At 70.1% G+C, this 22,170-nt stretch carries 19 protein-coding genes; 3 read left to right on the top strand and 16 right to left on the bottom strand.

Features of this window, described 5'->3' with window-relative positions:
- Positions 1–146: 146 nt before the first annotated feature.
- Positions 147–1,325, top strand: a complete 1,179-nt coding sequence (locus BW39_RS03095; RefSeq protein ID WP_043819698.1) for a GGDEF domain-containing protein — start codon at positions 147–149, stop codon at positions 1,323–1,325.
- On the opposite strand, the gene BW39_RS03090 is transcribed toward BW39_RS03095, so the two are convergent.
- The 15 genes from BW39_RS03090 to BW39_RS03015 form a co-directional block, all read right to left on the bottom strand.
- Positions 1,322–2,215: a 3'-5' exonuclease gene (locus tag BW39_RS03090; protein WP_043819696.1), complete on the bottom strand. Its 894-nt coding sequence runs from the start codon at positions 2,213–2,215 to the stop codon at positions 1,322–1,324. The genes BW39_RS03095 and BW39_RS03090 overlap by 4 nt on opposite strands.
- 260 nt (positions 2,216–2,475) lie before the next feature.
- Complete coding sequence (locus tag BW39_RS03085) at positions 2,476–3,288, bottom strand: crotonase/enoyl-CoA hydratase family protein (protein WP_043819695.1); 813 nt, start codon at positions 3,286–3,288, stop codon at positions 2,476–2,478.
- A 17-nt stretch (positions 3,289–3,305) separates the two neighbouring features.
- Positions 3,306–4,196, bottom strand: coding sequence for an SDR family oxidoreductase (locus BW39_RS03080; RefSeq protein WP_043819693.1), 891 nt, complete (start codon positions 4,194–4,196; stop codon positions 3,306–3,308).
- 77 nt (positions 4,197–4,273) lie between these two features.
- Positions 4,274–5,422 (bottom strand): acyl-CoA dehydrogenase family protein, encoded by a 1,149-nt coding sequence (locus BW39_RS03075; protein ID WP_043819692.1) that lies wholly within the window; start codon positions 5,420–5,422, stop codon positions 4,274–4,276.
- Between the two features lie 25 nt (positions 5,423–5,447).
- Positions 5,448–7,010, bottom strand: a complete 1,563-nt coding sequence (locus BW39_RS03070; RefSeq protein ID WP_043819691.1) for a long-chain-fatty-acid--CoA ligase — start codon at positions 7,008–7,010, stop codon at positions 5,448–5,450.
- 9 nt (positions 7,011–7,019) lie between these two features.
- The gene (locus tag BW39_RS03065) at positions 7,020–8,102 is read right to left on the bottom strand and encodes a CaiB/BaiF CoA transferase family protein (RefSeq protein ID WP_012206624.1); all 1,083 of its coding nucleotides are present in this window, start codon (positions 8,100–8,102) and stop codon (positions 7,020–7,022) included.
- 12 nt (positions 8,103–8,114) lie between these two features.
- Positions 8,115–9,770, bottom strand: a complete 1,656-nt coding sequence (locus tag BW39_RS03060; RefSeq protein ID WP_043819689.1) for a long-chain-fatty-acid--CoA ligase — start codon at positions 9,768–9,770, stop codon at positions 8,115–8,117.
- Between the two features lie 35 nt (positions 9,771–9,805).
- Positions 9,806–11,014, bottom strand: a complete 1,209-nt coding sequence (locus BW39_RS03055; protein ID WP_043819687.1) for an ABC transporter substrate-binding protein — start codon at positions 11,012–11,014, stop codon at positions 9,806–9,808.
- Between the two features lie 156 nt (positions 11,015–11,170).
- Positions 11,171–12,037, bottom strand: coding sequence for an enoyl-CoA hydratase-related protein (locus BW39_RS03050; protein WP_043819685.1), 867 nt, complete (start codon positions 12,035–12,037; stop codon positions 11,171–11,173).
- 30 nt (positions 12,038–12,067) lie between these two features.
- Positions 12,068–13,096 (bottom strand): branched-chain amino acid ABC transporter permease, encoded by a 1,029-nt coding sequence (locus BW39_RS03045; protein ID WP_043819683.1) that lies wholly within the window; start codon positions 13,094–13,096, stop codon positions 12,068–12,070.
- Between the two features lie 161 nt (positions 13,097–13,257).
- Positions 13,258–14,130 carry a branched-chain amino acid ABC transporter permease gene (locus BW39_RS03035; protein ID WP_012206619.1) on the bottom strand — a complete coding sequence of 291 codons (873 nt, stop codon included), beginning with the start codon at positions 14,128–14,130 and terminating at the stop codon, positions 13,258–13,260.
- A 5-nt stretch (positions 14,131–14,135) separates the two neighbouring features.
- The gene (locus tag BW39_RS03030; RefSeq protein WP_043819679.1) at positions 14,136–14,861 is read right to left on the bottom strand and encodes an ABC transporter ATP-binding protein; all 726 of its coding nucleotides are present in this window, start codon (positions 14,859–14,861) and stop codon (positions 14,136–14,138) included.
- Positions 14,845–15,669, bottom strand: coding sequence for an ABC transporter ATP-binding protein (locus tag BW39_RS03025; RefSeq protein WP_043819676.1), 825 nt, complete (start codon positions 15,667–15,669; stop codon positions 14,845–14,847). Before BW39_RS03025 ends, BW39_RS03030 begins: the two co-directional genes overlap by 17 nt.
- Before the next feature lie 69 nt (positions 15,670–15,738).
- The gene (locus BW39_RS03020) at positions 15,739–16,923 is read right to left on the bottom strand and encodes an acetyl-CoA C-acetyltransferase (RefSeq protein ID WP_043819675.1); all 1,185 of its coding nucleotides are present in this window, start codon (positions 16,921–16,923) and stop codon (positions 15,739–15,741) included.
- 133 nt (positions 16,924–17,056) lie between these two features.
- On the bottom strand, positions 17,057–17,839 hold the full coding sequence (locus BW39_RS03015) for an SDR family NAD(P)-dependent oxidoreductase (RefSeq protein ID WP_013801549.1): 783 nt from the start codon (positions 17,837–17,839) through the stop codon (positions 17,057–17,059).
- 182 nt (positions 17,840–18,021) lie between these two features.
- On the opposite strand from BW39_RS03015, the gene BW39_RS03010 reads away from it, so the two are divergent.
- Together BW39_RS03010 and BW39_RS03005 are read left to right on the top strand one after the other, a co-directional pair.
- Positions 18,022–20,784 carry a LuxR C-terminal-related transcriptional regulator gene (locus tag BW39_RS03010; RefSeq protein ID WP_043819672.1) on the top strand — a complete coding sequence of 921 codons (2,763 nt, stop codon included), beginning with the start codon at positions 18,022–18,024 and terminating at the stop codon, positions 20,782–20,784.
- A gap of 40 nt (positions 20,785–20,824) precedes the next feature.
- Complete coding sequence (locus BW39_RS03005) at positions 20,825–21,553, top strand: alpha/beta fold hydrolase (protein WP_043819670.1); 729 nt, start codon at positions 20,825–20,827, stop codon at positions 21,551–21,553.
- Positions 21,554–21,600: 47 nt separating this feature from the next.
- Here the strand turns inward: BW39_RS03005 and BW39_RS03000 are convergent, their stop codons facing one another.
- On the bottom strand, positions 21,601–22,065 hold the full coding sequence (locus tag BW39_RS03000) for a GNAT family N-acetyltransferase (protein WP_043819666.1): 465 nt from the start codon (positions 22,063–22,065) through the stop codon (positions 21,601–21,603).
- Positions 22,066–22,170 lie beyond the last annotated feature (105 nt).

The raw sequence follows: 22,170 nt of genomic DNA, 5'->3' as shown, positions 1-22,170 counted from the left end.
TACGAACATATACGCCGCAGCCCGGTTGCTCCTCTGCCACGCGCAGATATGCCCAGCCTGCCATTGCCAGGGCCGTGAGTGAATGTGTATTTTTGTTAACGATGTGTTGTAACGTGACCTGATCGCTAGACTCCATCAGGGAGTTGATGGTGACGTTGACAGCAAGACATCTTCTGGCGCTGGCGGTGCCCCTGTGCACCTTGCTGCTGGCCGGCTGTTTCTATGTCTGCTGGCGGCATCTGCGTGCCCGGCGCGAGTTGCGCAGCATGTCCTTCGCCTTCACCGGCTTCAGCTTGGCGCTGCTGCTGCAGATCCTGGAGCGGCCTGCGGCCGTTCCCGTCAATGCGTTGACGACGGCCGCGCTGCAACTGTGCGCGGCCTGGTTCATCACCGAGGCCATGGCCATACGCCAGGGCGTGCGCCCGGATGCACCGCTGGCGGCCGGCTTTGGCGGCGCGGTGCTGGTGGTGCTGGGCTACTACGCCTGGGCCGTGCCCGATGCCCAGGCGCGCCAGCATGTGCTCAATTTCGGCCTGGGCCTGCAGCTGGCCCTGCCGCTGTGGCGGCTGCCACGCAGGCATCCCTGCACAGGCTGGGACCGGCTGCTGCTGTGGGTGTTCGTGGTCTTTGCGCTGAGCTTTTTCGTCCGCACGCTGTGGGTGACGCCGCGTGCTGCTTCGGTATCGGCCACCGCAGCCGGCGAATGGCTGGGCATTTCTTCCTCGTGGATGGCGCTGCAGCTGAGCCTGCTGGTGTTCGGCCTGCTGTTTGCCATGCTCTTCCTGGCCGCAGCGGTGCGCGACACCGTGCAGGAGCTGCACGAGGAACGCGACCGCGATCCGCTGACCGGGCTGCTGAACCGGCGCGCCTTCAAGGAGGCCGTGCAGCGCCGGCTGGCCGAGCAGCCGCAGCTGTCGGCCGCCGTACTGGTGTGCGACCTGGACCATTTCAAGCGGGTCAACGACGGCTGGGGCCATGCGGCGGGCGACGAGGTGCTGCAGCGCTTTGCGCGCCTGCTGCTGCGCAGCACACGCCAGCAGGACCTGGTTGCACGCTTTGGCGGGGAGGAGTTCGTGGCCCTGCTGCCGCACGCCGACCCGCTGGCCGCGCAATGGATCACCCGGCGCATCCAGACCCAGCTGCGCCTGATGGGCTTCAGCGCGCTGCCCGACGACATACGCATCACGGCCAGCTTTGGCGTGGCCTGGATGGCCCAGGGCCAGACGCTGGAGCAGGCGCTGGCGCGTGCCGACGCCATGCTCTACGAGGCCAAGCGCGCAGGCCGCGACCGGGTGCGGCTGGTGCCGCAAGAGGAAGAGGCCTAGCCGGGGCTTGGCTTGCCCGGCGTGACCGGCGCCTGCAGCAGGCGTGGGGTGCGGGAGGGGCGTGGCGATGAGCGCGGGGCGCTGGACTCGCGCGGTGCATGTGGATCGTGCGGCTTGTGCGGCTCGTGCGACACATGCTGCTCGTGCGACACATGCGGCTCGCGCGGTGCGTCCTGCTCGCGTGGCGCGTGGGGCCTGCGTGGTCCCCGCGGGCCGCTGGAGCTGCCGGGGCCGCGGGGTTCAGGCGCAGGCCTGGCGGGCCTGGAGGGGCGTTCGGCCACGGCCGGCTGGAGCTGTTCCCAGGCGGGCAGGGCGGCATGCACCATGGCGGCGCCGTGGGCGTCGTTGGCCGCGTAGTGGCGCTGGGCCAGGCTCAGCTGCGGTGCAGCCCAGTTGGAGGTGGAGATCTTCTTGGACTTGTGGAAGTTCTGCCCCAGCACCAGGGCCACAGCCGCGCGCACGCCCACCGAGCTGGCGTAGCCGTGGCGCTTGAACACGCGGTCCAGGTCGATCACGTTGTGCAGCGCAACGCCCAGGCGCGCGGGCAGCGCGCTGCGGTCATGGTCCAGGCCGAAACCGGCCTTGCAGATGGACTCGCTGGCCAGCACGTCGGCCGCAAGCGCGCGTGCCTGCGCATGGTGCAGCTGCAGCAGCCAGGCCTGGTCGCAGGTGGCCAACTGCACCACATGGGGGCCGGTGTCGGTCTGGTGGGCGTGGAACAGCGGCTTGCTCTCGGTATCGAAACCGAGCACGGGAGCCGCCATCAGCGCGGCGCGTGCGGCCGCGAATTCGGCGTCGGTGGCGGGCACGTGGATGCAGCGCTCGGGCAGGGCGGCAAAAGGCGGCAGCAGGCGGCTGTCATCCTTGCTGGGAGCGTGCAGGCGGGGCATGGGAAAAGAGGGGGAAGCCGAGGCAAGCCGTCAAGTATGCCTGCACTTGCATGCCCCTCAGGCACCGGGTTTTTATCCCCGGTGCGTGTGGACGGAGTTGTGGAAAACTCCGGGTGTAACTTGCCGAATCCGCGCCCTGCAAGGCTTTCCACGGAATGCCTAAAAAATCAGCGCAGTGGCGAAAGGGCGTCGAATAAGGGTATTTGCGGATGGCTGCGCCGGACCCCGATGCAGGGTCCGGCGGCTGTTTCAAAAGGTGTCTAAAGGCCTTGATCGTTGAATACCGGCACCCGCTTTTCCAGGCCGGCGCGCACGGCTTCGGCCTGGTTGGCGCTGCCCAGCAGGGCCTGCTGCTCCTGCGCCTCGGCCAGCAGGATGTCTGCGGGAGAAGCGGTTTCGCTGAGCTGCATCAGGCGCTTGGATGCGCGTATGGCGTGCGGGCTGCTGACCGCGATCTGGCGGGCCAGATGGCGCGCTTCCTCCAGCGGCGCAGCGCTCACGCGCGTGGCCAGGCCCAGGGCCACGGCCTCGGGGCCGGGCACGATGCGGCCGGTGTAGACCAGTTCGCGCAGCACATCGCCGCGCACCAGCGGCGCGGCCAGCGCGCAGCCGGCCATGTCGGGCACCAGTCCCCACTTGATCTCCATGATGGACAGCCGCGCATCATCGGCCACCAGGCGGATGTCCGCGCCCAGGGCCAGCTGCAGGCCGCCGCCGTAGGCCACGCCGTGCACGGCGGCGATCACGGGCACGGGCAGCTCGCGCCAGCCCCAGCAGATCTGCTGGAAGCGGTTGGCCATGCCGTGCGTGCGCGCGGCCAGGTCCGTCATGTCCGCCGTCTGCTGGCCGTCGGCAATGCCGGCCATGCTGCCCATGTCCAGGCCCGCGCAGAAGGCGCGCCCTTCGCCATGCAGCACCACGGCGCGCAACCCGGGCGTGCCCCGCAGCCGCGCCAATGCGTCGATCAGGGCGTCGAACATGGCGGGGTCCAGCGCATTCATCTTGTCGGGCCGGGCCAGGGTCACCTCGGCCACGCCGTGGTCCACCGATATGCGCACGCGTTCTTGGCTCATGGCTTGTCTCCTTGTGTCTATGCGGTTCTTTGCTGGCGGTCGGCCGCGTTGCGCGATTCGATGGCGCTGCGCGCATTCGCCCAGTCCTGGTCGCTCCAGCTGGCCAGCCCGGCGAAGTTGCCGCCCGTCGCCTGGTATTGTCCGCCGTCTATGGCGATGGTCTGTCCCGTCAGGTACTCGGCCTGGCGGCTCATGAGGAAGACGGCCAGGTTGGCCAGCTCGGGCATGCGGCCGTTGCGGCCCATGGGGTTGTCGGCACGCACATGCTCGCCGCCCTGCGGGTTCAGCCGCGCGCTCATGCCTTCGGTGGGGAACAGGCCCGGCGCGATGGCGTTGAAGCGTATGCCCCGGTTGCCCCATTCCACGGCCAGCGACTGCGTCATGGCATGCACGCCCGACTTGGCCATGGCCGAGGGCACGGTGAAGGCCGAGCCGTTCCAGACCCAGGTGGTGAGGATGGACAGCACGCTGGCCTTGCGGCCCTCGGCCAGCCAGCGGCGGCCGCACTCCAGCGTGAGGTTGAAGCTGCCGCGCATGACGATGTTGGCCACGGCGTCGAAGGCGCGCATGGACAGGTCCTCGGTGCGGCTGACGAAGTTGCCGGCCGCGTTGTTGACCAGACCCGTGAGCGCGCCGCCATCGGCCCAGATGGCCTGGATCATCTGCTCCACGGCCTCGGGCTGGCGCACGTCGCAGGCATGGCCCGTGGCCCGGCCGCCGTGCTGCTGCACCAGCTCCTGCGCTGTCTGCTCGACCACGGCGCCGCGCCGGCCGCACAGGTGGATGTCGGCGCCCATCATGAGAAAGGCCTCGGCCATGACACGGCCCAGGCCGGTGCCGCCGCCAGTGACGAGGATGCGTTCGCCCTTGAGCAGGCCGGGCTTGTAGATGAGGTCGTCGAGGGTCATGGCTGCTGTCTCCTGTGCTGCCGGGGAAGGGATAGGGGGACTGCGGCAGCGCTAGGTGCCGCCAGGGGATCAGAGCGTCAGAGCGCGCGCGATATCACTTCCTTCATGATTTCGCTGGTGCCGCCGTAGATGCGCTGCACGCGCGCATCGGCGTACATGCGGGTGACCATGTATTCGTTCATGTAGCCGTAGCCGCCATGCAGTTGCACGAGTTCGTCAAGCACGCGGCCCTGCGCTTCCGAGCCCCAGAGCTTGGCCATGGAGGCCGTGGCCGTGTCCAGCGTGCCGGCCACCAGCTGCTCCACGCAGCGGTCGATGAAGGCGCGGCCCACGGTCAGCGTGGTGGCCACCTCGGCGAGCTTGAACCGGGTGTTCTGCATGTCGGCAATGGCCTGGCCGAAGGCGCGGCGCTCGCGCACGTAGGCCAGCGTGGCCTCGTAGGCGCCTTCCATGCAGGCCAGGGCAGCCAGGCCGATGATCAGGCGCTCGTAGGGCAGGTCGCCCATGAGCTGGTAGAAGCCCTGGCCTTCGCGCCCGCCCAGCAGCGCGTCCTGCGGCACGGCCACGTCGTCGAAGAAAAGCTCCGAGGTGTCCTGGGCCTTCATGCCCATCTTGTCGAGCACGCGGCCCACGCGAAAGCCCGCGCAGTCCCGGGTCTCCACGATGAGGATGGAGGTGCCGCGCGCGCCCTGGGCCGGGTCGGTCTTGCAGACCACGAGGATCAGGCCGGCCAGCAGGCCGTTGGTGATGAAGGTCTTGCTGCCGTTGATGAGGTAGCGGCCGTCCCTGAGTTCTGCGCGCGTGCGCACGCCCTGCAGGTCCGAGCCCGCGCCGGGCTCGGTCATGGCGATGGCGCCCACCAGCTCGCCGCGCGCCATGGCGGGCAGGTACTTGCGCTTTTGCGCCTCGGTGCCGTGGTTGAGCAGGTAGTGGGCCACGATGGAGTGCACGGAGTTGCTCATGCCCGAGAGGGCGCGGCGCGCCATCTCCTCGTGGATCACGGCCTCGTGGCGGAAGTCGCCGCCGCCGCCGCCGTAGTCCTCGGGGATGTCGGTGCACAGCAGGCCCAGCTCGCCGGCGCGGCGCCAGATGGCATGGCCCACGTTGCCGAGCTGGCGTGCGGCCTCGTCCTGGGGCTGCATTTCGGTTTCCAGAAAGCGCACGGCGGTGGCGCGCAGGCTTTCCAGCTCGGGGGTGCTCCAGGAGCGTGTCAGTTGCAGTGGCATGGCGTGGCCTGGTGGTTCGTGGGGGTCAGTTGATGCGGCGTTCGCGGCCCTGCCAGTAGGGTTCGCGCAGCTGGAATTTCTGCAGCTTGCCGGCGGCCGACAGCGGCAGCTCGGCGCGGAACTCCACCGAGCGCGGGCACTTGTAGCCCGCGATGCGTTCGCGGCAGTGGGCGATGACCTCGGCCTCGGTCAGCGGCTGGCCCTCGCGCGCGACGATCACGGCGTGCACGCGCTCGCCCCAGCGTTCGTCGGGCACGCCGATGACGGCGCACATGGCGACCTGGGGCAGCTGGGCGATGGCGTTCTCGACCTCGGCCGAGTACACGTTCTCGCCGCCGCTGACGATCATGTCCTTGAGCCGGTCCACGACGAAGAGGTAGCCGTCGGCATCCAGCCGGCCCATGTCGCCCGTGTGCATCCAGCCGTCCTTGAGCGCGGCGGCCGTCTCGGCGGGCCTGTTCCAGTAGCCCTGCATGACCATGGGGCCGCGCGCCGTGATCTCGCCCACCTCGCCGGGCGGCAGCTCGCGGCCCTCGCCATCGACGATGCGCACCTCGGCAATGGTCACGGGCCGGCCGGCCGCGCGCAGCAGGCGCTCGCGCTGCGGGCCTGGACGGTGCTCGGCCGGGCCCATGGACACGATGGTGGGCGACAGCTCGGTCATGCCGTAGGCCTGGGCGAAGTCGGCGCCGGGCAGCGCCTGCATGGCGCGCTCCAGCAGGCTGGCGTCGATGGGCGCCGCGCCATAGAGCATGAGGCGCAGGCTGGACAGGTCGAACTCCGCCAGGCGCGGATGCTCGATCAGCCGGCGGATCATGGTGGGCACCAGGAACAGCTCGTTCACGCCGTGCTGCTGCACGCCGGCGAGGATGGCCAGCTCGTCGAAGGCCGGCACGATGACCTGGGGCACCAGGCGCTGGGCCATGAGCAGGGCCAGGCCGCAGCCGGCCACATGGAACATGGGCGTGACCACCATGCCCACCTTCACATGCTGGCGCGGCACGTTGCTGGCATTGGACAGGGCGTTGATGAACAGGTTGTCGTGGCTGAGCATCACCCCCTTGGGCCGGCCCGTGGTGCCGCCCGTATACATCACGGCGGCCAGGTCGTTGCCGCTGCGCAGCGCGTCGGCGCAGGGCGTGGCGGCGGCCAGCAATTGCTCGTAGTGCAGCGCGCCTTCGGGCGCGGCGCCCGTGCCGCAGAACACCACGGTGCGCAGGCTGGAGGACAGCTCGCGCAGCCGGGGCACCAGGGGCGCGAAGGCATCGTCCACGAAGAGCACGCGCGTGTCGCAGTCGTCCAGCGAGTAGGCCACCTCGTGCGCGCTCCAGCGGATGTTGACGGGGTTGACCGCGGCGCCTGCCCACCAGCAGCCATAGAAGTATTCAAGGTAGCGGATGGAGTTCAGGCCCATCATGCCGACGCGGTCGCCGGGCGCCACGTCCAGCGCCCGCAGCAGGCCGGCACAGCGTTCGACGCGCTGCGCAAGCTGCGACCAGCTGGCCTGCTCTTCGCCGCAGATGGCCGCCGTGGCGCCAGCCCTTTCGCGGCGGCCCTTGTGGATGGCCTGGGTGAGATACATGGGCATGGGGTTTCCTCAGGAGCGGGCGTTCCACGCGGCCAGCGTGTCTTGCAGGCTGGCGGCGCGCGGGGGGCGGGGCTGCTCGGGCACGCTGCGCGAAAAGCGCGGCGCCGGCGCGGGCTGGAGCACGCCACCGGCCTCGGTGAACGTGGCGCGCGCGCGGTTGTGGGCGTGCTGGGGCGCCTCGTCCCAGTCGAGCACGGGGGCGAAGCAGGCATCGCTGCCTTCCAGCAGCTCGCACCACTGCTGGCGCGTGCGCGTGCGGAACACGTCGGCCAGGCGCAGCTTGAGCAGGGGCCAGCGTGCGGCGTCCAGCTGCGCGTCGAACAGCGGGTCCTGTATGCCGCAGCGCTGGCGCAGCTCGGCGTAGAACTGCGGCTCGATGGCGCCTATGGCGATGTATTTGCCGTCGGCGCAGGCATAGGTGTCATAGAAGTGCGCGCCGCCGTCCAGCAAGTTCTCTCCGCGCTGGTTGCTCCACTGGCCCTTGGCCTTGAAGCCGTACATGAAGGCCGACAGCAGGGCCGTGCCATCGGTCATGGCCGCATCGATGACCTGGCCCCGGCCGCTGCGCCCGGCCTCGTGCAGGGCGGCCAGCAGGCCCACGGCCAGCAGCATGCCGCCGCCGCCGAAGTCGCCCACGTAGTTGAGCGGCGGCACGGGCGCCTCGCCCGCGCGGCCGATGGCGTGCAGCGCGCCGGAGATGGCGATGTAGTTGATGTCATGCCCCGCCGCATGCGCCAGCGGCCCGTGCTGGCCCCAGCCCGTCATGCGGCCGTAGACCAGGCGCGGGTTGCGCGCCAGGCAGGGCTCGGGCCCCAGGCCCAGGCGCTCCATCACGCCGGGCCGAAAGCCCTCGATCAGCAGGTCGGCACGTGCGATCAGCGCCAGGGCCGAGGCCTGGCCTTCCTCGCCGCGCAGGTCGATCTCGACCTGGCTGCGGCTGCGCGTGGTGATGTCCTGAGCATCGACCGGCGTGCCGGGCCGCGCGATGCGCAGCACCTCGGCACCCATGTCGGCCAGCAGCATGGCGCAGAACGGCCCCGGGCCCAGGCCCGCGAACTCGACCACGCGCACGCCTTCAAGCGGTCCTGGCATGGAGGTCTCCTTTCAGGCCGTGGGCAGTGGATGGTTCTTGTACTGCTCGCGCAGCTTGGTCTTTAGCAGTTTTCCCGTGGCCGTGTGCGGCAGCTCGGCCACCTGCAGCACGTCGTCGGGCAGCCACCATTTGGCGATGCGCGTGGACAGGAAGTCGAGCATGGACTCGCGGCTGACGCTGTGGCCTGCGCGCGGCACCACCAGCAGCAGCGGCCGCTCCTGCCACTTGGGATGGGCCACGCCGATGATGGCGGCCTCGGCCACGCCGGGATGGCCCATGGCGGCGTTCTCCACGTCGATGGAGGAAATCCACTCGCCGCCCGACTTGATCACGTCCTTGGCGCGATCCACCAGCTGCAGGAAGCCGTCGGCATCGATGGTGGCCACGTCGCCCGTGGTGAAGAAGCCTTCCTCATCGACGGGCGAGCCGCCTTCGCCCTTGAAGTAGCCGCTGGCGATCCAGGGGCCGCGCACGCGCAGGTGTCCCCGGGCCTGGCCGTCCCAGGGCTGGGGCCGGCCGTCGTCGTCCACGATCTTGAGGTCCACGCCCCAGACGCCGCGCCCCTGCTTGAGCTTGACCTTGACCAGTTCCTCGCCCGACAGCGCGTCGTGCCGGGGCAGCAGCTTGCTGACCACGCCGATGGGGCTGGTCTCGGTCATGCCCCAGCCCTGCACGACCTGGGCGCCGAACTGGTTCTCGAAGCGCTCCAGCATGGCGCGCGGCACGGCCGCGCCGCCGATGCCTATGCTCTTGACGCCCAGCGCGCGCGGGTCGATGTCGGGATGCGCATCCAGGTACTGGAACAGCATCAGCCACACGGTGGGCACGCCCTGCGAGAAGGTGACCTTCTCGTCGCGCATGAGCTCGTAGACGCTCTGGCCGTCCAGGTGCGGGCCGGGCAGCACCAGCCGTGCGCCGGCCATGGCCGCCGCATAGGGCGTGCCCCAGGCGTTGGCATGGAACATGGGCACGATGAGCATCACGGTCTCGCTCGCGTTCAGGCCGAAGGTGTCGGGCGCCAGCTCCATCAGCGTGTGCAGCACGGTGGAGCGGTGCGAGTACAGCACGCCCTTGGGGTGGCCCGTGGTGCCCGAGGTGTAGCACAGCGACGAAGCCGTGCGCTCGTCGAACTCGGGCCAGTCGAAGTCCTCGCTCTGGTTGCCCACCAGCTCGTCCCAGCAGTGCAGGCCGGGCAGGTCCAGCGCGGGCATGTGCTCGCGCGAACTCATGCAGACATAGGTGGTGACGGTCTTCAGATGCGGTGCGAGCTTTTCCACCAGCGGCGCGAAGGTCACGTCGAAGAACAGCACCCGGTCCTCGGCATGGTTGGCGATGTATTCGATCTGCTCGGGAAACAGGCGCGGGTTGATGGTGTGCAGCACCGCGCCGCTGCCCGAGACGCCGAAGTACAGCGCCAGGTGGCGCCAGCTGTTCCAGGCCAGCGTGCCCACGCGTTCGCCAGGCTGCACGCCCAGCGACTGCAGGGCGTTGGCCACTTGGCAGGAGGCGCGGCGCATGCCGGCCCAGTCGGTGCGGTGCAGGCCACCGTCCCGGGTTTCCGGCAGGCGCGAGACGATCTCGGTGTGCGGGTGAAAGCGCGCCGCATGCTCGATCAGCGACGAGATCATGAGCGGGCGGTCCTGCATCAGTCCTTGCAAGGCGGGCATGGGGGTGTCTCCTGTCGTTGTCCTGAAGGCCGGGGTCATTGCACGGGCGCGTAGCGGCTGCCGTCGAAGCGCACGAGCTGCATCTTCTTGATGGGGAAGAAATCGTCCCCACCGGTCTGCAGGCTGATGCCCGGGTAGAGCATGGGCAGGTCCATCTTCAGGCTGGCGGCCTGCTTCATGATGTTGGCGCGCGTGAGCTCGTCGCCTGCCTGCCTGAGCACCTGCACCAGGGTCTGGGCCTGGGAGTAGCCGATGACGTTGAGCGAATCGTTGGGGTCGCCGGCCGGGTAGAACTGCTTCATGAAGGCCAGGTAGCCGGCCAGCTCGGGCGTGCCCTGGTTGGTGGGGTCCGAGGGCTCGCGCAGGTAGCTGGCCGTCATCACGCCGCGCGCGTTGTCCAGGCCCGCGGGCTTGAGCACCGAGCTGATGGACAGCGAGACGCTGACCAGGTAGTGCGCAGGCTTCCAGCCGATGTCGGCGGCCTTGCGTATGGACTGGGCCGCGAACTTGGGCGTGCTGATGTTGATGAAGGTGTCCGCCCCCGAGCCCTTGAGCGCCACCATCTGGCTGTCCACCGTGGGGTCGCCGACCTCGTAGGTCTGCTGCACGACGATGCGCTGCTTGGCCTGCTCGCCGAATCCGTCGAGCACGCCCTTGAGGTAGTCCTTGCCGAAGTCGTCGTTCTGCATCAGGACGGCCACCTTGGCCTGGGGCCGCGTGGCCAGGATGTGCTGGGCGAAGGTGCGGCCTTCGAGCTGGTAGGTGGGCTGCCAGCCCATGGTCCAGGGGAAGTTCTTCGGATCGCCCCAGCGCGTGGCACCCGTGGAGACGAAGAGCTGGGGCACCTTGCGCTGGTTCATGTAGCGATGCACGGCCTGGTTGTGCGAGGTGCCCAGCGCGCCGAACATCAGCAGTACGCCGTCGCGCTCGACCAGCTTGCGCGTCTGCTCCACGCTCTGGGCGGGGTTGTAGGCGTCGTCGGCGGAGAGGTAGGTGATCTTGCGGCCGTTGATGCCGCCTTCGGCGTTGATCTTGGCGAAGTAGGCCGCATGGGCCTTGCCGATGGTGCCGTAGGCCGACACCGGGCCCGAGTAGGGCACGAAGTTGCCGATGCGGATCTCGGTGTCGCTGGCGCCGGTGTCGTACTTCTTCTGGGCCTGGGCTGGCGCCTGGGTGATGGCCGGCAGGGCCAGCGCCAGGCAGGCGATCAGGGCCCAGGGGCCCCGGGCGATGGTGTTGCGCATGGTTGTCTCCTGGCTTGCGGGCGGCGTGCCCGCTTTTCTTGTGGTGGCCGGTCCATGGTAGGAACCGGCCGGGCGCGCGCCCATCGTCGATTCCGACGAATGCATGTGCAGGCGCAGCAAGGTGCGTCGGGAAGGCGTGGGGGGAAGGCGCGGCGGTCAGCCCGGCTGGCGTGGCGCGAACACGGGTTCGCGCTTTTGCATGAAGGCCTGCACGCCTTCCATGAAGGCTGGCGCGCCCACCAGCTCGCGCTGGCGTTCGGCCTCGTAGTGAAGCTGCTGCTCCAGCGTGGAAGCGGCTGCGTGGTCCAGCGCGCGGCGGGCTTCCAGCACGGCGCCGGCCGGCAGCCGCGCCAGGCGGGCGGCCGTGGCCAGGGCCTGCTCGCGCAGGGCCTCGTCGTCCACGCAGGCCCAGACCAGGCCCCAGTCGGCAGCCTGCTGCGCGCCCAGCCTGTCGCCCAGCAGGGACAGGCCCATGGCGCGCGCACGGCCCAGCCGGCGCTCGATGAACCAGGTGGTGCCCAGGTCCGGCACGATGCCCAGGCGCGGCAGGAAAGGCAGGTAGAAGTAGGCCGAGCGCGCCGCCAGCGCCACATCGCCAGCCAGGGCCAGTCCCACGCCGGCCCCGGCTGCCGCGCCGTTGATGGCGCAGACCACGGGCACGGGCAACTGCTGCAGGTCCAGGATGAGGCGGTTGGACAACTGCTGCATGTTGTCGGCCGTCTGCGCGCCCAGCGTGCGGCCATCGGCCTGGGCCCCGCCTTGTGCCCCGCCTTGCGCGCCGCCCATGGACGACAGGTCCGCGCCCACGCAGAACCCCCGGCCCTCGGCGGTGAGCACCAGGGCGCGGAGGGAGGTGTCCTCGCGCACCTCGGCCAGCAGTTCGCGCAGCCGCAGCTGCAAGGGCCTGCCCAGCGGATTCATGCGGGTGCTGTCCTGGAGAACGATGAGGGCGATCTCGCCGCTGTCGCCGCTGTCGTCGTTGTTGCCGTGGCGTTCCATGCGGATGGCCGGACTGGAATTCATGGGGGGACTCCTGTGGATGGGGATGGAAAGTCAGGCTCGCGGCCGCTGCAGTGGCAGGCGCCGGCCCGGCCGGCCCAGTCGGTGCAGCAGGCCCATCACGCCTCCGGGCATGGCGAACATGAAGACGATGAGCACGGTGCCGTAGACGGCCCAGGGCGCGGCCTTGGACACCTGCTCGGCCAGCCCCGGGATGAACATGATGAACAGGGCGCCGAACAGCGCGCCCCACAGCGTTCCCACGCCACCCACCACCACGCCCACCAGCAGCGAAATGGACAGGAACATGGTGAAGGAGTCGGGCGCCACGAACTGCACGGCAATGGCCGACAGCGCGCCGCCCACGCCCGTGTAGCCGGCTGAAATCGCAAAGGCCATGGACTTGCAGTGCGCGTTGTCCACGCCCATGGCCTCGGCCGCCATGGCGTGGTCGCGGATGGCGCGCAGCGCCAGGCCGCTGCCGCTGTCTATGAGGTTGCGCGCCATCCAGAACAGCAGCGCCGCCACGGCCAATGCATAGAGGTAGAACCACTGGTCGGCATCCAGCGGCAGGCCCCAGGGCGCCTCGGGCTTGGTCAGCACGATGCCGCCCACGCCGCCAGTCCAGGCCTCCAGGTGGCGGTACTTGAGCAGCTGGGGCATGGCCACGCCCAGCGCAAAGGTGGCCAGCGCCAGGTACAGCCCTTCCAGCCTGAGCGCGGGCCGCCCGAACAGGTAGCCCGCCGCCAGGCTCACCAGGCCCGCTGCAGGCACGGCCAGCCAGTAGGCCAGGCCCGCGCGGTCCATCAGGATGCCGGCCGCATAGGCGCCTATGGCGAAGAAGGCGCCATGGCCCAGCGAGATCTGGCCGCTGTAGCCCGTGAGTATGTTCAGCCCCACCAGGGCCACGGCATAGGCCAGCACCATGGTGGCCTGGAACAGCTGGTAGCCCTTGGCAACGAAGACCAGCGAGCAGGCCGCCAGCGCCAGCGCCGCGATCAGTAACGTGCCCGGGGGCAGGGGGCGGCGCGCGCTGGTGGCGGCGACCAGTGCGTCAGACGAGGAGGCGGATCGTGTGGACATCATTGTTCTCCAGGGCGTTGGGTACAAAAATGGCGTGGCCCAAAAGCGAGGGACACCGAGCAAGGGCCCACGCCGGCCGCGCCGCCCCGCCGCGAGGGTGTCGTCCCCCTCCCGCGTAGCGAGAGAGGGGGGGCGGCGTAGCCGCTCAGGGGGGGCATTGTTCAAACCCTCCTGACGACTTTGCGGCCCATCAGCCCGGCCGGCCGCACGATGAGCACGCCCACGATCAGCACCAGGGCCACAGAAAGCTTGAGTTCGGTGCCGACCACGTAGCTGCCCACGAGGTTTTCAAGCACGCCCACGATGAAGCCGCCCAGCACGGCGCCCGCGGGGCTGTCGATTCCGCCCAGCAGCGCGCCCGCAAAGGCATACAGCAGCACGCCGCTCATCATGTGCGGATCGAGGAAGACCACGGGCGCCACCATCATCCCGGCCACCGCGCCGATGGCGCCGGCCAGGCCCCAGCCCAGCATCAGCATGCGCCCCACGGAGATGCCCACCAGGCGCGAGGAGGCCGGGTTCTGCGCGGCCGCGCGCATGGCCAGCCCCAGCGGCGTGAGCCGGAAGAAGGCAAACAGCAGGGCCACGATGGCCAGGGCCACGAAAATGGTGCCCACCTCATGGGCCGACATCAGGGCGCTGCCATACCAGGCGTCGGCCGGGAACGGGCTGGGAAACTCCTTGATGGTGTAGCCGAAGATCCAGCCGGCCAGGCTGTGGAAGACGATCAGCAGGCCGATGAAGACCACCACCTGGGCCAGGTCCGCCGCCTTGTGCATGGGGCGGATGATGGCGAACTCCACGGCCGCGCCCAGCACGAAGGACAGCGCCACCGTGGCCAGGAAGGCCCACCAGTACGGCAGCCCCGCCTGCAGCAGCGCCCAGGCGATGAAGGTGGAGAACATGGCCATCTCGCCCTGCGCGAAATTGATGTGGTGCGTGGCCTGGTAGATCATGACCAGGGCCAGCGCCACGGTGGCGTAGATGCCGCCCGTGGCCAGGCCGGCCAGCAATTGGTGGATGAAGGCGTCCATGGCTGCTATTCCCCGAGATAGGCCTGGCGCACCGCATCGTTGCGGCGCATGGCTTCGCTGGGGCCGTGCAGCACGATGCGGCCGGTCTCCAGCAGGTAGGCGCTGTGCGCCAGCTCCAGAGCCAGGCGCGCGTTCTGCTCCACCAGCAGGATGGTCGTGCCCTGCTCCTCATTGATGCGCCGCAGGATGCCGAAGATGTCGCGCACCACCAGCGGCGCCAGGCCGAAGGAGGGCTCGTCCAGCAGCAGCAGGCGCGGGCGGCCCATGAGGGCGCGGGCAATGGCCAGCATCTGCTGCTCGCCGCCCGACAGCGTGCCGGCCTGCTGGGTGCGGCGTTCCCTGAGCCGCGGGAAGTAGCCGAACATGCGCTCCATATCGCCGCCCACGTCGGCGCGCGCCGCGCGCGTGGGCCGGGCCTGCGCGCCCAGGCGCAGGTTGTCCTCGGCGCTGAGCTGGGCGAAGGTGCCGCGCCCGTCGGGCACATGGCCCACGCCCTGGCGCGCGATGCGCTCGGTGCTGTGCCGGTCTATGCGTTCGCCGGCCAGGCGCACCTCGCCGCGTGTGTCCACCAAGTGGCGGCAGATGGCGCGCAGCGTGGTGGTCTTGCCCGCGCCATTGGCGCCCAGCAGGGCCGTGACGCGGCCTTCGGCCAGGTCCATGTCGATGCCGTCCAGCACGCGCACCGACCCGTAGGCCGCATGCAGTCCGCGGATTTCAAGCAGTGCCGGCATGCGCCACCTCCCTGTCCTGATCCTGCGGCTGCATGTCCGAGCCCAGGTAGGCGCGGATGACTTCGGCATGGGCGCGAACCTCGCCCGGCGTGCCTTCGGCGATCTTGCGGCCGAAGTTCAGCGCCACGACCTTGTCGCTCACGCGCATGACCAGGCCCATGTGGTGCTCCACCAGCAGCACGGTCAGCCCCAGCCGGTCGCGCAGCGACAGGATCAGGTCGCCCAGGCCGGCCAGCTCCTCATGGTTGAGGCCGCAGGCCGGCTCGTCCAGCAGCAGCAACTGCGGGCGGCAGGCCAGGGCGCGCGCAAGCTCCACGCGCTTTTGCGTGCCGAAGGGCAGGTCGGCCACGCGGCGGTCTGCCACGCCCGCCAGATCCAGCAGGGCCATCAACGACTGTGCCTGGGCGCGGGCTTCTTCCTCGCGTCGGCGCACGCCGGGCAGGCGCAGGGCATCGCGCACAAAGCCGGCGTGCTGGTGGCTGTGCGTGCCCAGGCGCACGTTGTCGGCCACCGTCATGCTGGAAAACAGGGCCAGGTTCTGGAAGGTGCGGCCCATGCCCAGCGCGGCCATGCGGTGGCGCGCCAGCGTGGCCAGCGGCTGGCCGCGAAAGCGGATGTGGCCGGCCTGCCAGGCATACAGCCGCGACAGGCAGTTGAACAGGCTGCTCTTGCCCGCACCGTTGGGGCCGATGAGGCCGCAGATCTGGCCTGCCGCAACATCGAAACTCACGCCGTCCAGCGCGACGATGCCGCCGAAGCGCAGCGAAACGCCTTCGATGCGCAGCAGGGGCTGCGAGTCTTGGCTCATGGCTTTCCCTCCCCCCGATGGTGGGCGACCGGCGCGGGCCGCGCCGGCCGCACGGTGGCATGGCGGCGCCTACAGGCGCTCGATGATGGTGACGTTGGCCATGCCGCCGCCCTCGCACATGGTCTGCAGGCCGTAGCGCCCGCCGCGTGCGTGCAGGGCGTGGATCAGCGTGGCCATGAGCTTGGTGCCCGAGGCGCCCAGCGGATGGCCCAGCGCAATGGCGCCGCCGTTGACGTTGAGCCGCGCAGGATCGGCGCCCGTGGCCTGCAGCCAGGCCAGCGGCACGGGGGCAAAGGCCTCGTTGACTTCGTACAGGTCGATGTCGGAGATGCGCATGCCGGCCTTTTTCAGCGCGGCCTGGGTGGCGGGGATGGGGGCCTCCAGCATGATCACCGGGTCATGCCCCAGCAGGCTCATGTGGTGGATGCGCGCCAGCGGCTGCACGCCCAGGGCCTTGAGGCCGCGCTCGCTGACCACCATGACGCCGCTGGCGCCATCGCAGATCTGGCTGGCCGTGGCCGCCGTCACGCAGCCGCCTTCGCGGATGGTCTTGACGCCGGCAATGCCTTCCAGCGTGGCGTTGAAGCGTATGCCTTCATCCACCGTGTGCGGCTGGCCTTCGCCTTCGGCACCGCCTTCGGCGCTGCGCGCCTGCACGGCCAGGATCTCGCGGTCGAAGCGGCCCTCGCGCGCGGCCTGCACGGCGCGCTCATGGCTTTGCAGCGCATAGGCGTCCAGCTGGTCCTTGGTCAGGCCGTACTTGCCGGCCATCATCTCGGCGCCCATGAACTGGCTGAACTCCACGCCCGGGTAGCGCTTCTGCATGGCCGGGCTCATGTAGACGCCCAGGCCGGCCTTGGCGGGCAGGGCGTTGGGCGTGCCCATGGGCACGCGCGACATGCTCTCCACGCCAGCGGCGATCACCATGTCCATGCTGCCCGACATCACGGCCTGGGCCGCGAAATGCAGTGCCTGCTGAGACGACCCGCACTGCCGGTCCACCGTGGTGCCCGGCACGGACTCGGGCAGGGACGAGGCCAGCACCGCGTTGCGCGCCACGTTCGTCGCCTGCTGGCCGACCTGGCTGACGCAGCCCATGATCACGTCCTCGACCTGGGCCGGGTCGGCCTGGCTGCGGCGCACCAGCTCGTCGAGCACCTGGGCCGCGAGATCGGCCGGATGCCAGCCCGAGAGCTTTCCGCCGCGCTTGCCGCCCGCCGTGCGCGTGGCGGCAACGATGTATGCCTGTGCCATGGATATGTCTCCTGTTCCTGTATTCCTGGGGGGATGGTGGCCCGGCCGGCGCGGGCCGGGCATCGTCGCAAGCGACGATTCCGGCCAGGGAAAACGCGGGGGCGGTGCCTGCCGTGAGGCCTGGGCGGTACGCCTAACGCGGCGCCATGCGGATGGCGCCGTCCAGGCGCACGCACTCGCCGTTGAAGTAGCCGTTGGTGATCATGGTCTCGGCCAGGTGGGCGTATTCGTCGGGCTGGCCCAGCCGCTTGGGGAAGGGCACGGAGGCGGCCAGCGCCGCCTTCACGTTGTCGGGCGCGCCTTGCAGCAGCGGCGTGTCGAAGATGCCGGGCAGGATGGTGTTCACGCGGATGCCCTCGCCCATGAGGTCGCGCGCGATGGGCAGGGTCATGCCCGTGATGCCGGCCTTGCTGGCCGAGTAGCTGGCCTGGCCCATCTGCCCGTCCTGCGCCGCCACCGAGGCGGTGTTGACGATGGCGCCGCGCTCGCCGTCGGCCAGCGGCTCCAGCGTGAGCATGCCCGCGGCCGACTTGGCGATGCAGCGGAAGGTGCCCACCAGGTTGATCTGGATGATGCGGTCGAAATTGGCCACGGGCAGGTGCCGGATCTCGCCTGTGGCCTTGTCGCGGCTGGCCGTCTTGACGGCATTGCCCGTGCCCGCGCAGTTGACCAGGATGCGCTCCTGCCCGTGGGCCGCGCGGGCCTGGGCAAAGCCTGCGTCCACGCTGGCCTCGTCGGTCACGTCCACGCGGCAGAACAGGCCGCCTGTCTCGCGCGCCAGCGCCTGCCCGGCCGTCTCGTTGAGGTCAAACAGGGCAACGCGCACGCCCCTGGCGGCCAGGCGGCGCGCGGTGGCCGCGCCCAGGCCCGATGCCCCGCCCGTGACGACGGCGCTGATGCTTGCGTCAAGCTGCATGTGAAGGTCTCCTTGGTTGGTGTGTTGGCGGCGCGCCGTTGCCTGTCGCCTTGGATCGGGACAGGCGGCAGTCCGCCACCTATGATCTGCCTTCAAGTCTAGGAATCGCCCCGTCTTGCCGCCATCGTCGAAACCGACGAAAGTGCCCGGTGCCTCACCCCTTCACAGTGCCCCCTGCCTGCATGCAGCCCCCAGCGCCCACCCCTTCCTCCGGCCCCGGTCCGGGTTCCGGTTACGTGCCGCAGGCCAAGCTGAGCCCGCCGCGCGCCGCTGCCGCCCAGGTGGCCCGGCTGGCCGTTGCCGCGCGCTGGCCCGAGGCCTTGCGCGCCCGCGTGGTGCTGGTGCGCGCCCCTGCCGGCTTCGGCAAGACCACGGCCATGCGCCAGATGCGCGAGCGCCTGCAGGCGGAGGGCCAGGCCACGGCGTGGCTGACGCTGGATGCCGCCGACAACGATGTCTCGCGCTTTCTGCAGTGCCTGGGCGCGGCCGTGCGCACCCTGGGGGTGGGGCCGTCGCAAGGCGCCGGCGAGTTGTCCCAGGCCCTGCATGCGCTGGCCGGCGAGGGCCGCTCCTTTGCGCTGTTCATCGATGATTTCGAGGTGCTGCACAACGATGCCGTGCTCGGCCTGGTGCGCCAGCTCATGGAGCAGCTGCCCGAGCGCGGGCGCCTGGTCATAGGCTCGCGCGCGCTGCCGGCCCTGGGACTGGGGCGGCTGCGCACCAGTGGCCAGTTGCTGGAGATCGATGCGGCGCTGCTGCGCTTTTCCGTGGGCGAGGCCGAGGAGTTCTTTCGCCTGCGCGGCTGCCCGCTGCCGCGCGAGGCCCTGGCGCGGCTGCTGGACAAGACCGAAGGCTGGATAGGCGCGCTGTGGCTGGCCTCGCTGGCGCTGGAGCGCCATGGCCCGCACAGCGATTTCATCGAGCGTTTCTCGGGCTCGGAGCGCGCCGTGGCCGACTACCTGGCCGAGGATGTGCTGGCCCAGCAGCCCGCGTCCGTGCGCGACTTCCTGCTGCGCACCAGCATCCTGCGCACGCTGGATGCCCAGGTCTGCCAGGCCCTGGTGCCGCGTGCCGACGGCGCCGCCATGCTGCAGGCGCTGGAGCAGGCCCACCTGTTCCTCGTGCCGCTGGCCGACGAGGCACAGGGCGGCCAGGGCGGGCACAGCTGGCGCTACCACAGCATGTTTGCCGACTTCCTGCGCGCGCAGCTGCTGCGCGAGCAGCCCGGCGAATTGACGCGCCTTCACCTGGCGGCCAGCGGCTGGTACGAATCCTGCGGCCGGCCCGTGCCCGCCATCGAGCATGCGCTGGAAGGCGGCGACCTGCCGCATGCCCTGTCCCTGCTGGCGCGCCATGCCGAGGCGCTGATGGAGCAGGGCCGCATGCGCCTGCTGTCGCGCTGGTTCTCGGCCATGCCGGCGCCGCTGATGGCGCGCGAGCCGCTGCTGCAGGCCGTGGCCGCCTATGCCGACTGCTTCACGCGCGGCCCCTGGCAGGCGCAGCAGCGGCTGGACGCCTTGCGGCCCCGCATGGCCGCAGACCCCGCCGCGCAGGCGCTGGTCATGGCCCTGCAGCCGCTGCTGCTGGCCATGATGGACCGCGTGGAAGAGGCAGCACCCCTGGGCCGCCAGGCGCTGGCCTGCCTGCCCAGCTGCCGGCCGTTTGCGGACAGCTCGCTGACCAATGCCATGGCCTACGTGGTGTCGGTGCTGGGCGATGCCGAGGAGGCCCACCGCCTGCTGGACGCGGCGCGCAGCACCCAGGCCGGCAGCCTGTTCAGCCGCATGTACACCGAGGCCATGGAGGGCGTGCTGGACCTGTCGGGCGGGCGGCTGCGGCAGGCGGCGTCGCGCTTTCGCGTGGCGCTGGCCGCCACGCCGCGCAGCGCCTCCTACAACCCCACCAACGGCAATGCCTGGGCCGGCGTGCTGCATGCCGGCGTGCTCTACGAGACCAACGACCTCGACGGCGCCGACCACCTGCTCAACGTCTACCTGCCGCTGGCCCGCGACGTGGGCCTGCCCGACCATGTGATCTCCAGCTACCGCATGCGTGCGCGCATTGCCTTCGTGCGTGGCGATGTGGATGCGGCCTTCGGCCTGCTGACCGAACTGGAGTACCTGGGGCATGAACGCCAGCTGCCCCGCGTGACGGCCAGCGCGCGGCTGGAGCATGCGCGCATCTTCGTGCTGCAGGGCAACCGGGCCGCCGCGTCCGAGGCGCTGGAGCGTGCCGACGATCCCGGCGTATGGCCGCGCGTGGAACGCCTGCGCCTGCCGCCGCACGAGGTGGAGGACATCGCCATCGCCCGGCTGCGCTGGGGGCTGCACTTTGGCGACTGCCGTGCCGTGCGCGATGCCATTGCCCCCTTGCTGGCCGATGCGCAACTGCGCGGGCGCCGCCACCGCAGCCTCAAGCTGCAGGTGCTGTGCGCGCTGGCCGAGGCGGGCTGCGGCGACATGGACGCCGCAGCCGCCATGCTGGCCCAGCCGCTGCGCCACGGGGCCAGCGAAGGCTTTGTGCGCCTGATGCTCGATGAGGGGCCGCTGCTCGCGCCCGTGCTGCAGCGTGTGCTGTCGCCCTCACTATCGCCTTCACTGACGCGCCGCACGGAAGCGTCGGAGCCGGAGGCTGCCGCCCATGCCCAGCGGCTGCTGTCTGCCCTGGGCGAGCCTGCCGAACCCGCCGATCCCCCCGAGCTGCAGGCAGCGGATGCGCCCCAGGGCCCGGCGCCGGCCACGGCGCTTGCCGAGCCCCTGACCCGCAAGGAGCTGCGCGTGCTGGAGCTGCTGGCCTCGGGCTACTCCAATGCGGCCATGGCCGAGAAGCTCTTCGTCTCCGACAGCACGGTGCGCACCCACCTGCGCAGCATCAACCTCAAGCTGGGCGCGCGCAGCCGCACCCAGGCCGTGGCGCTGGCGCGGGAGCTGCGGGTTTTGCGCTGAGGGGACAATCGCCTTTTTCGCGTCCACCAGGAATACCGGCATGCACCCCCAGCCGCCCGCTCTCTTCATCCATGGCTTCATCGGCAGCTTCGATGTGGCCTCATTCGATCTGCCGCATGCCGCGCCCCACCTGCTGGGCTATGGCGACTGCAGGGCCGTGGACGCCGGCCGGGTGTCGCTGCCGGCCCAGGTGGAGCACCTGCGCGCCTACATCGACACGCACATGGGTGGCGGCCCTGTCGATCTGGTCGGCCATTCAGTGGGCGGGGCCATTGCCATGCTGTTGGCGCACACGCATCCCGGACGCGTGCGCCGCATCGTCAACGTCGAGGGCAACTTCACGCTGGATGACGCTTTCTGGTCGGCCTCCGTGGGCCGCATGTCCCAGGACGAGGCCGAGGCCATGCTGGCGCGCCTGCGCGCCGAGCCGCTGGCCTGGTTGCGCGGAGCCATTGCCGAGGCGCCTGCGCACATGGCCGCCACCGCTGCCCGCTGGCTGGACCACCAGGATGCCGGCACGCTGCGGGCCATGGGACGCTCCGTCATCGATGTGACGGGCGATGCCGGCTACCTGCCCATGCTGTGCGAGGTCTTCGAGCGGCGTCCCGTGTACCTGCTGGCTGGCGAACGCTCGCGCGCAGGCTGGAACGTACCGGACTGGGCTCTCACGCAGTGCGCAGGCCAGGCCACACTGGCTGGCTGCGGCCACATGCTGGCCGCCGAGCGGCCCGAAGTGTTTGCGCAGGCAATTCGCGGTTTTCTGCGCTGAAGAGAGCCTGGCTCGCGTGGCTGTCTTCGCCACTGAGTTTCAGGCTTCTAACCCGCATTGCCCAGCGTGCGCGCATAGGTCAGGAACACTTCATCACGCACCCAGCCCAGCGACTCGTACAGCGCCTGGGCGCGCAGGTTGTTGCGTGCCGTGGTCAGGTCCATGCGTGCATGGCCCGTGGCGCGTGCATGGGCTTCGGCCGCCAGCAACAGGGCGCGGCCCACGCCCAGGCGGCGCGCATCGGGCGCCACGAAGAGGTCGTAGAGCACGTAGATGGGCGCGGCCAGCACCGAGCAGAACGAGGGATAGAGCTGGCAAAAGCCCAGGGCCCTGCCGTCCGGTCGGCGGGCCAGCAGGATCACGGATTCGCCGCGCTCCAGCCGCGCCGTGATGAAGGCCAGCGCCGCGTCGGCATCCGCAGGTTGCTCGTAGAACTGGCGGTAGGCATCGAACAGCGGGGCGATCAGCTCGGCGTCTTCGGGGATGGCGGTGTGTATGGCTGTTGAGTTCATCGGTGGTCCGGGGCGGAGGTTGCCAGCATGGCGCAGGGCAAGGATGCCGTGCTCATATCTTTGCTGAATCTCTCCATTTGGAGATGTGATTTGACCTGGATCATG

Source organism: Delftia sp. RIT313 (genome assembly GCF_000632165.1).
Lineage (GTDB): Bacteria > Pseudomonadota > Gammaproteobacteria > Burkholderiales > Burkholderiaceae_C > Comamonas > Comamonas acidovorans.
This window is presented reverse-complemented; position numbering and strand designations above follow the sequence as displayed.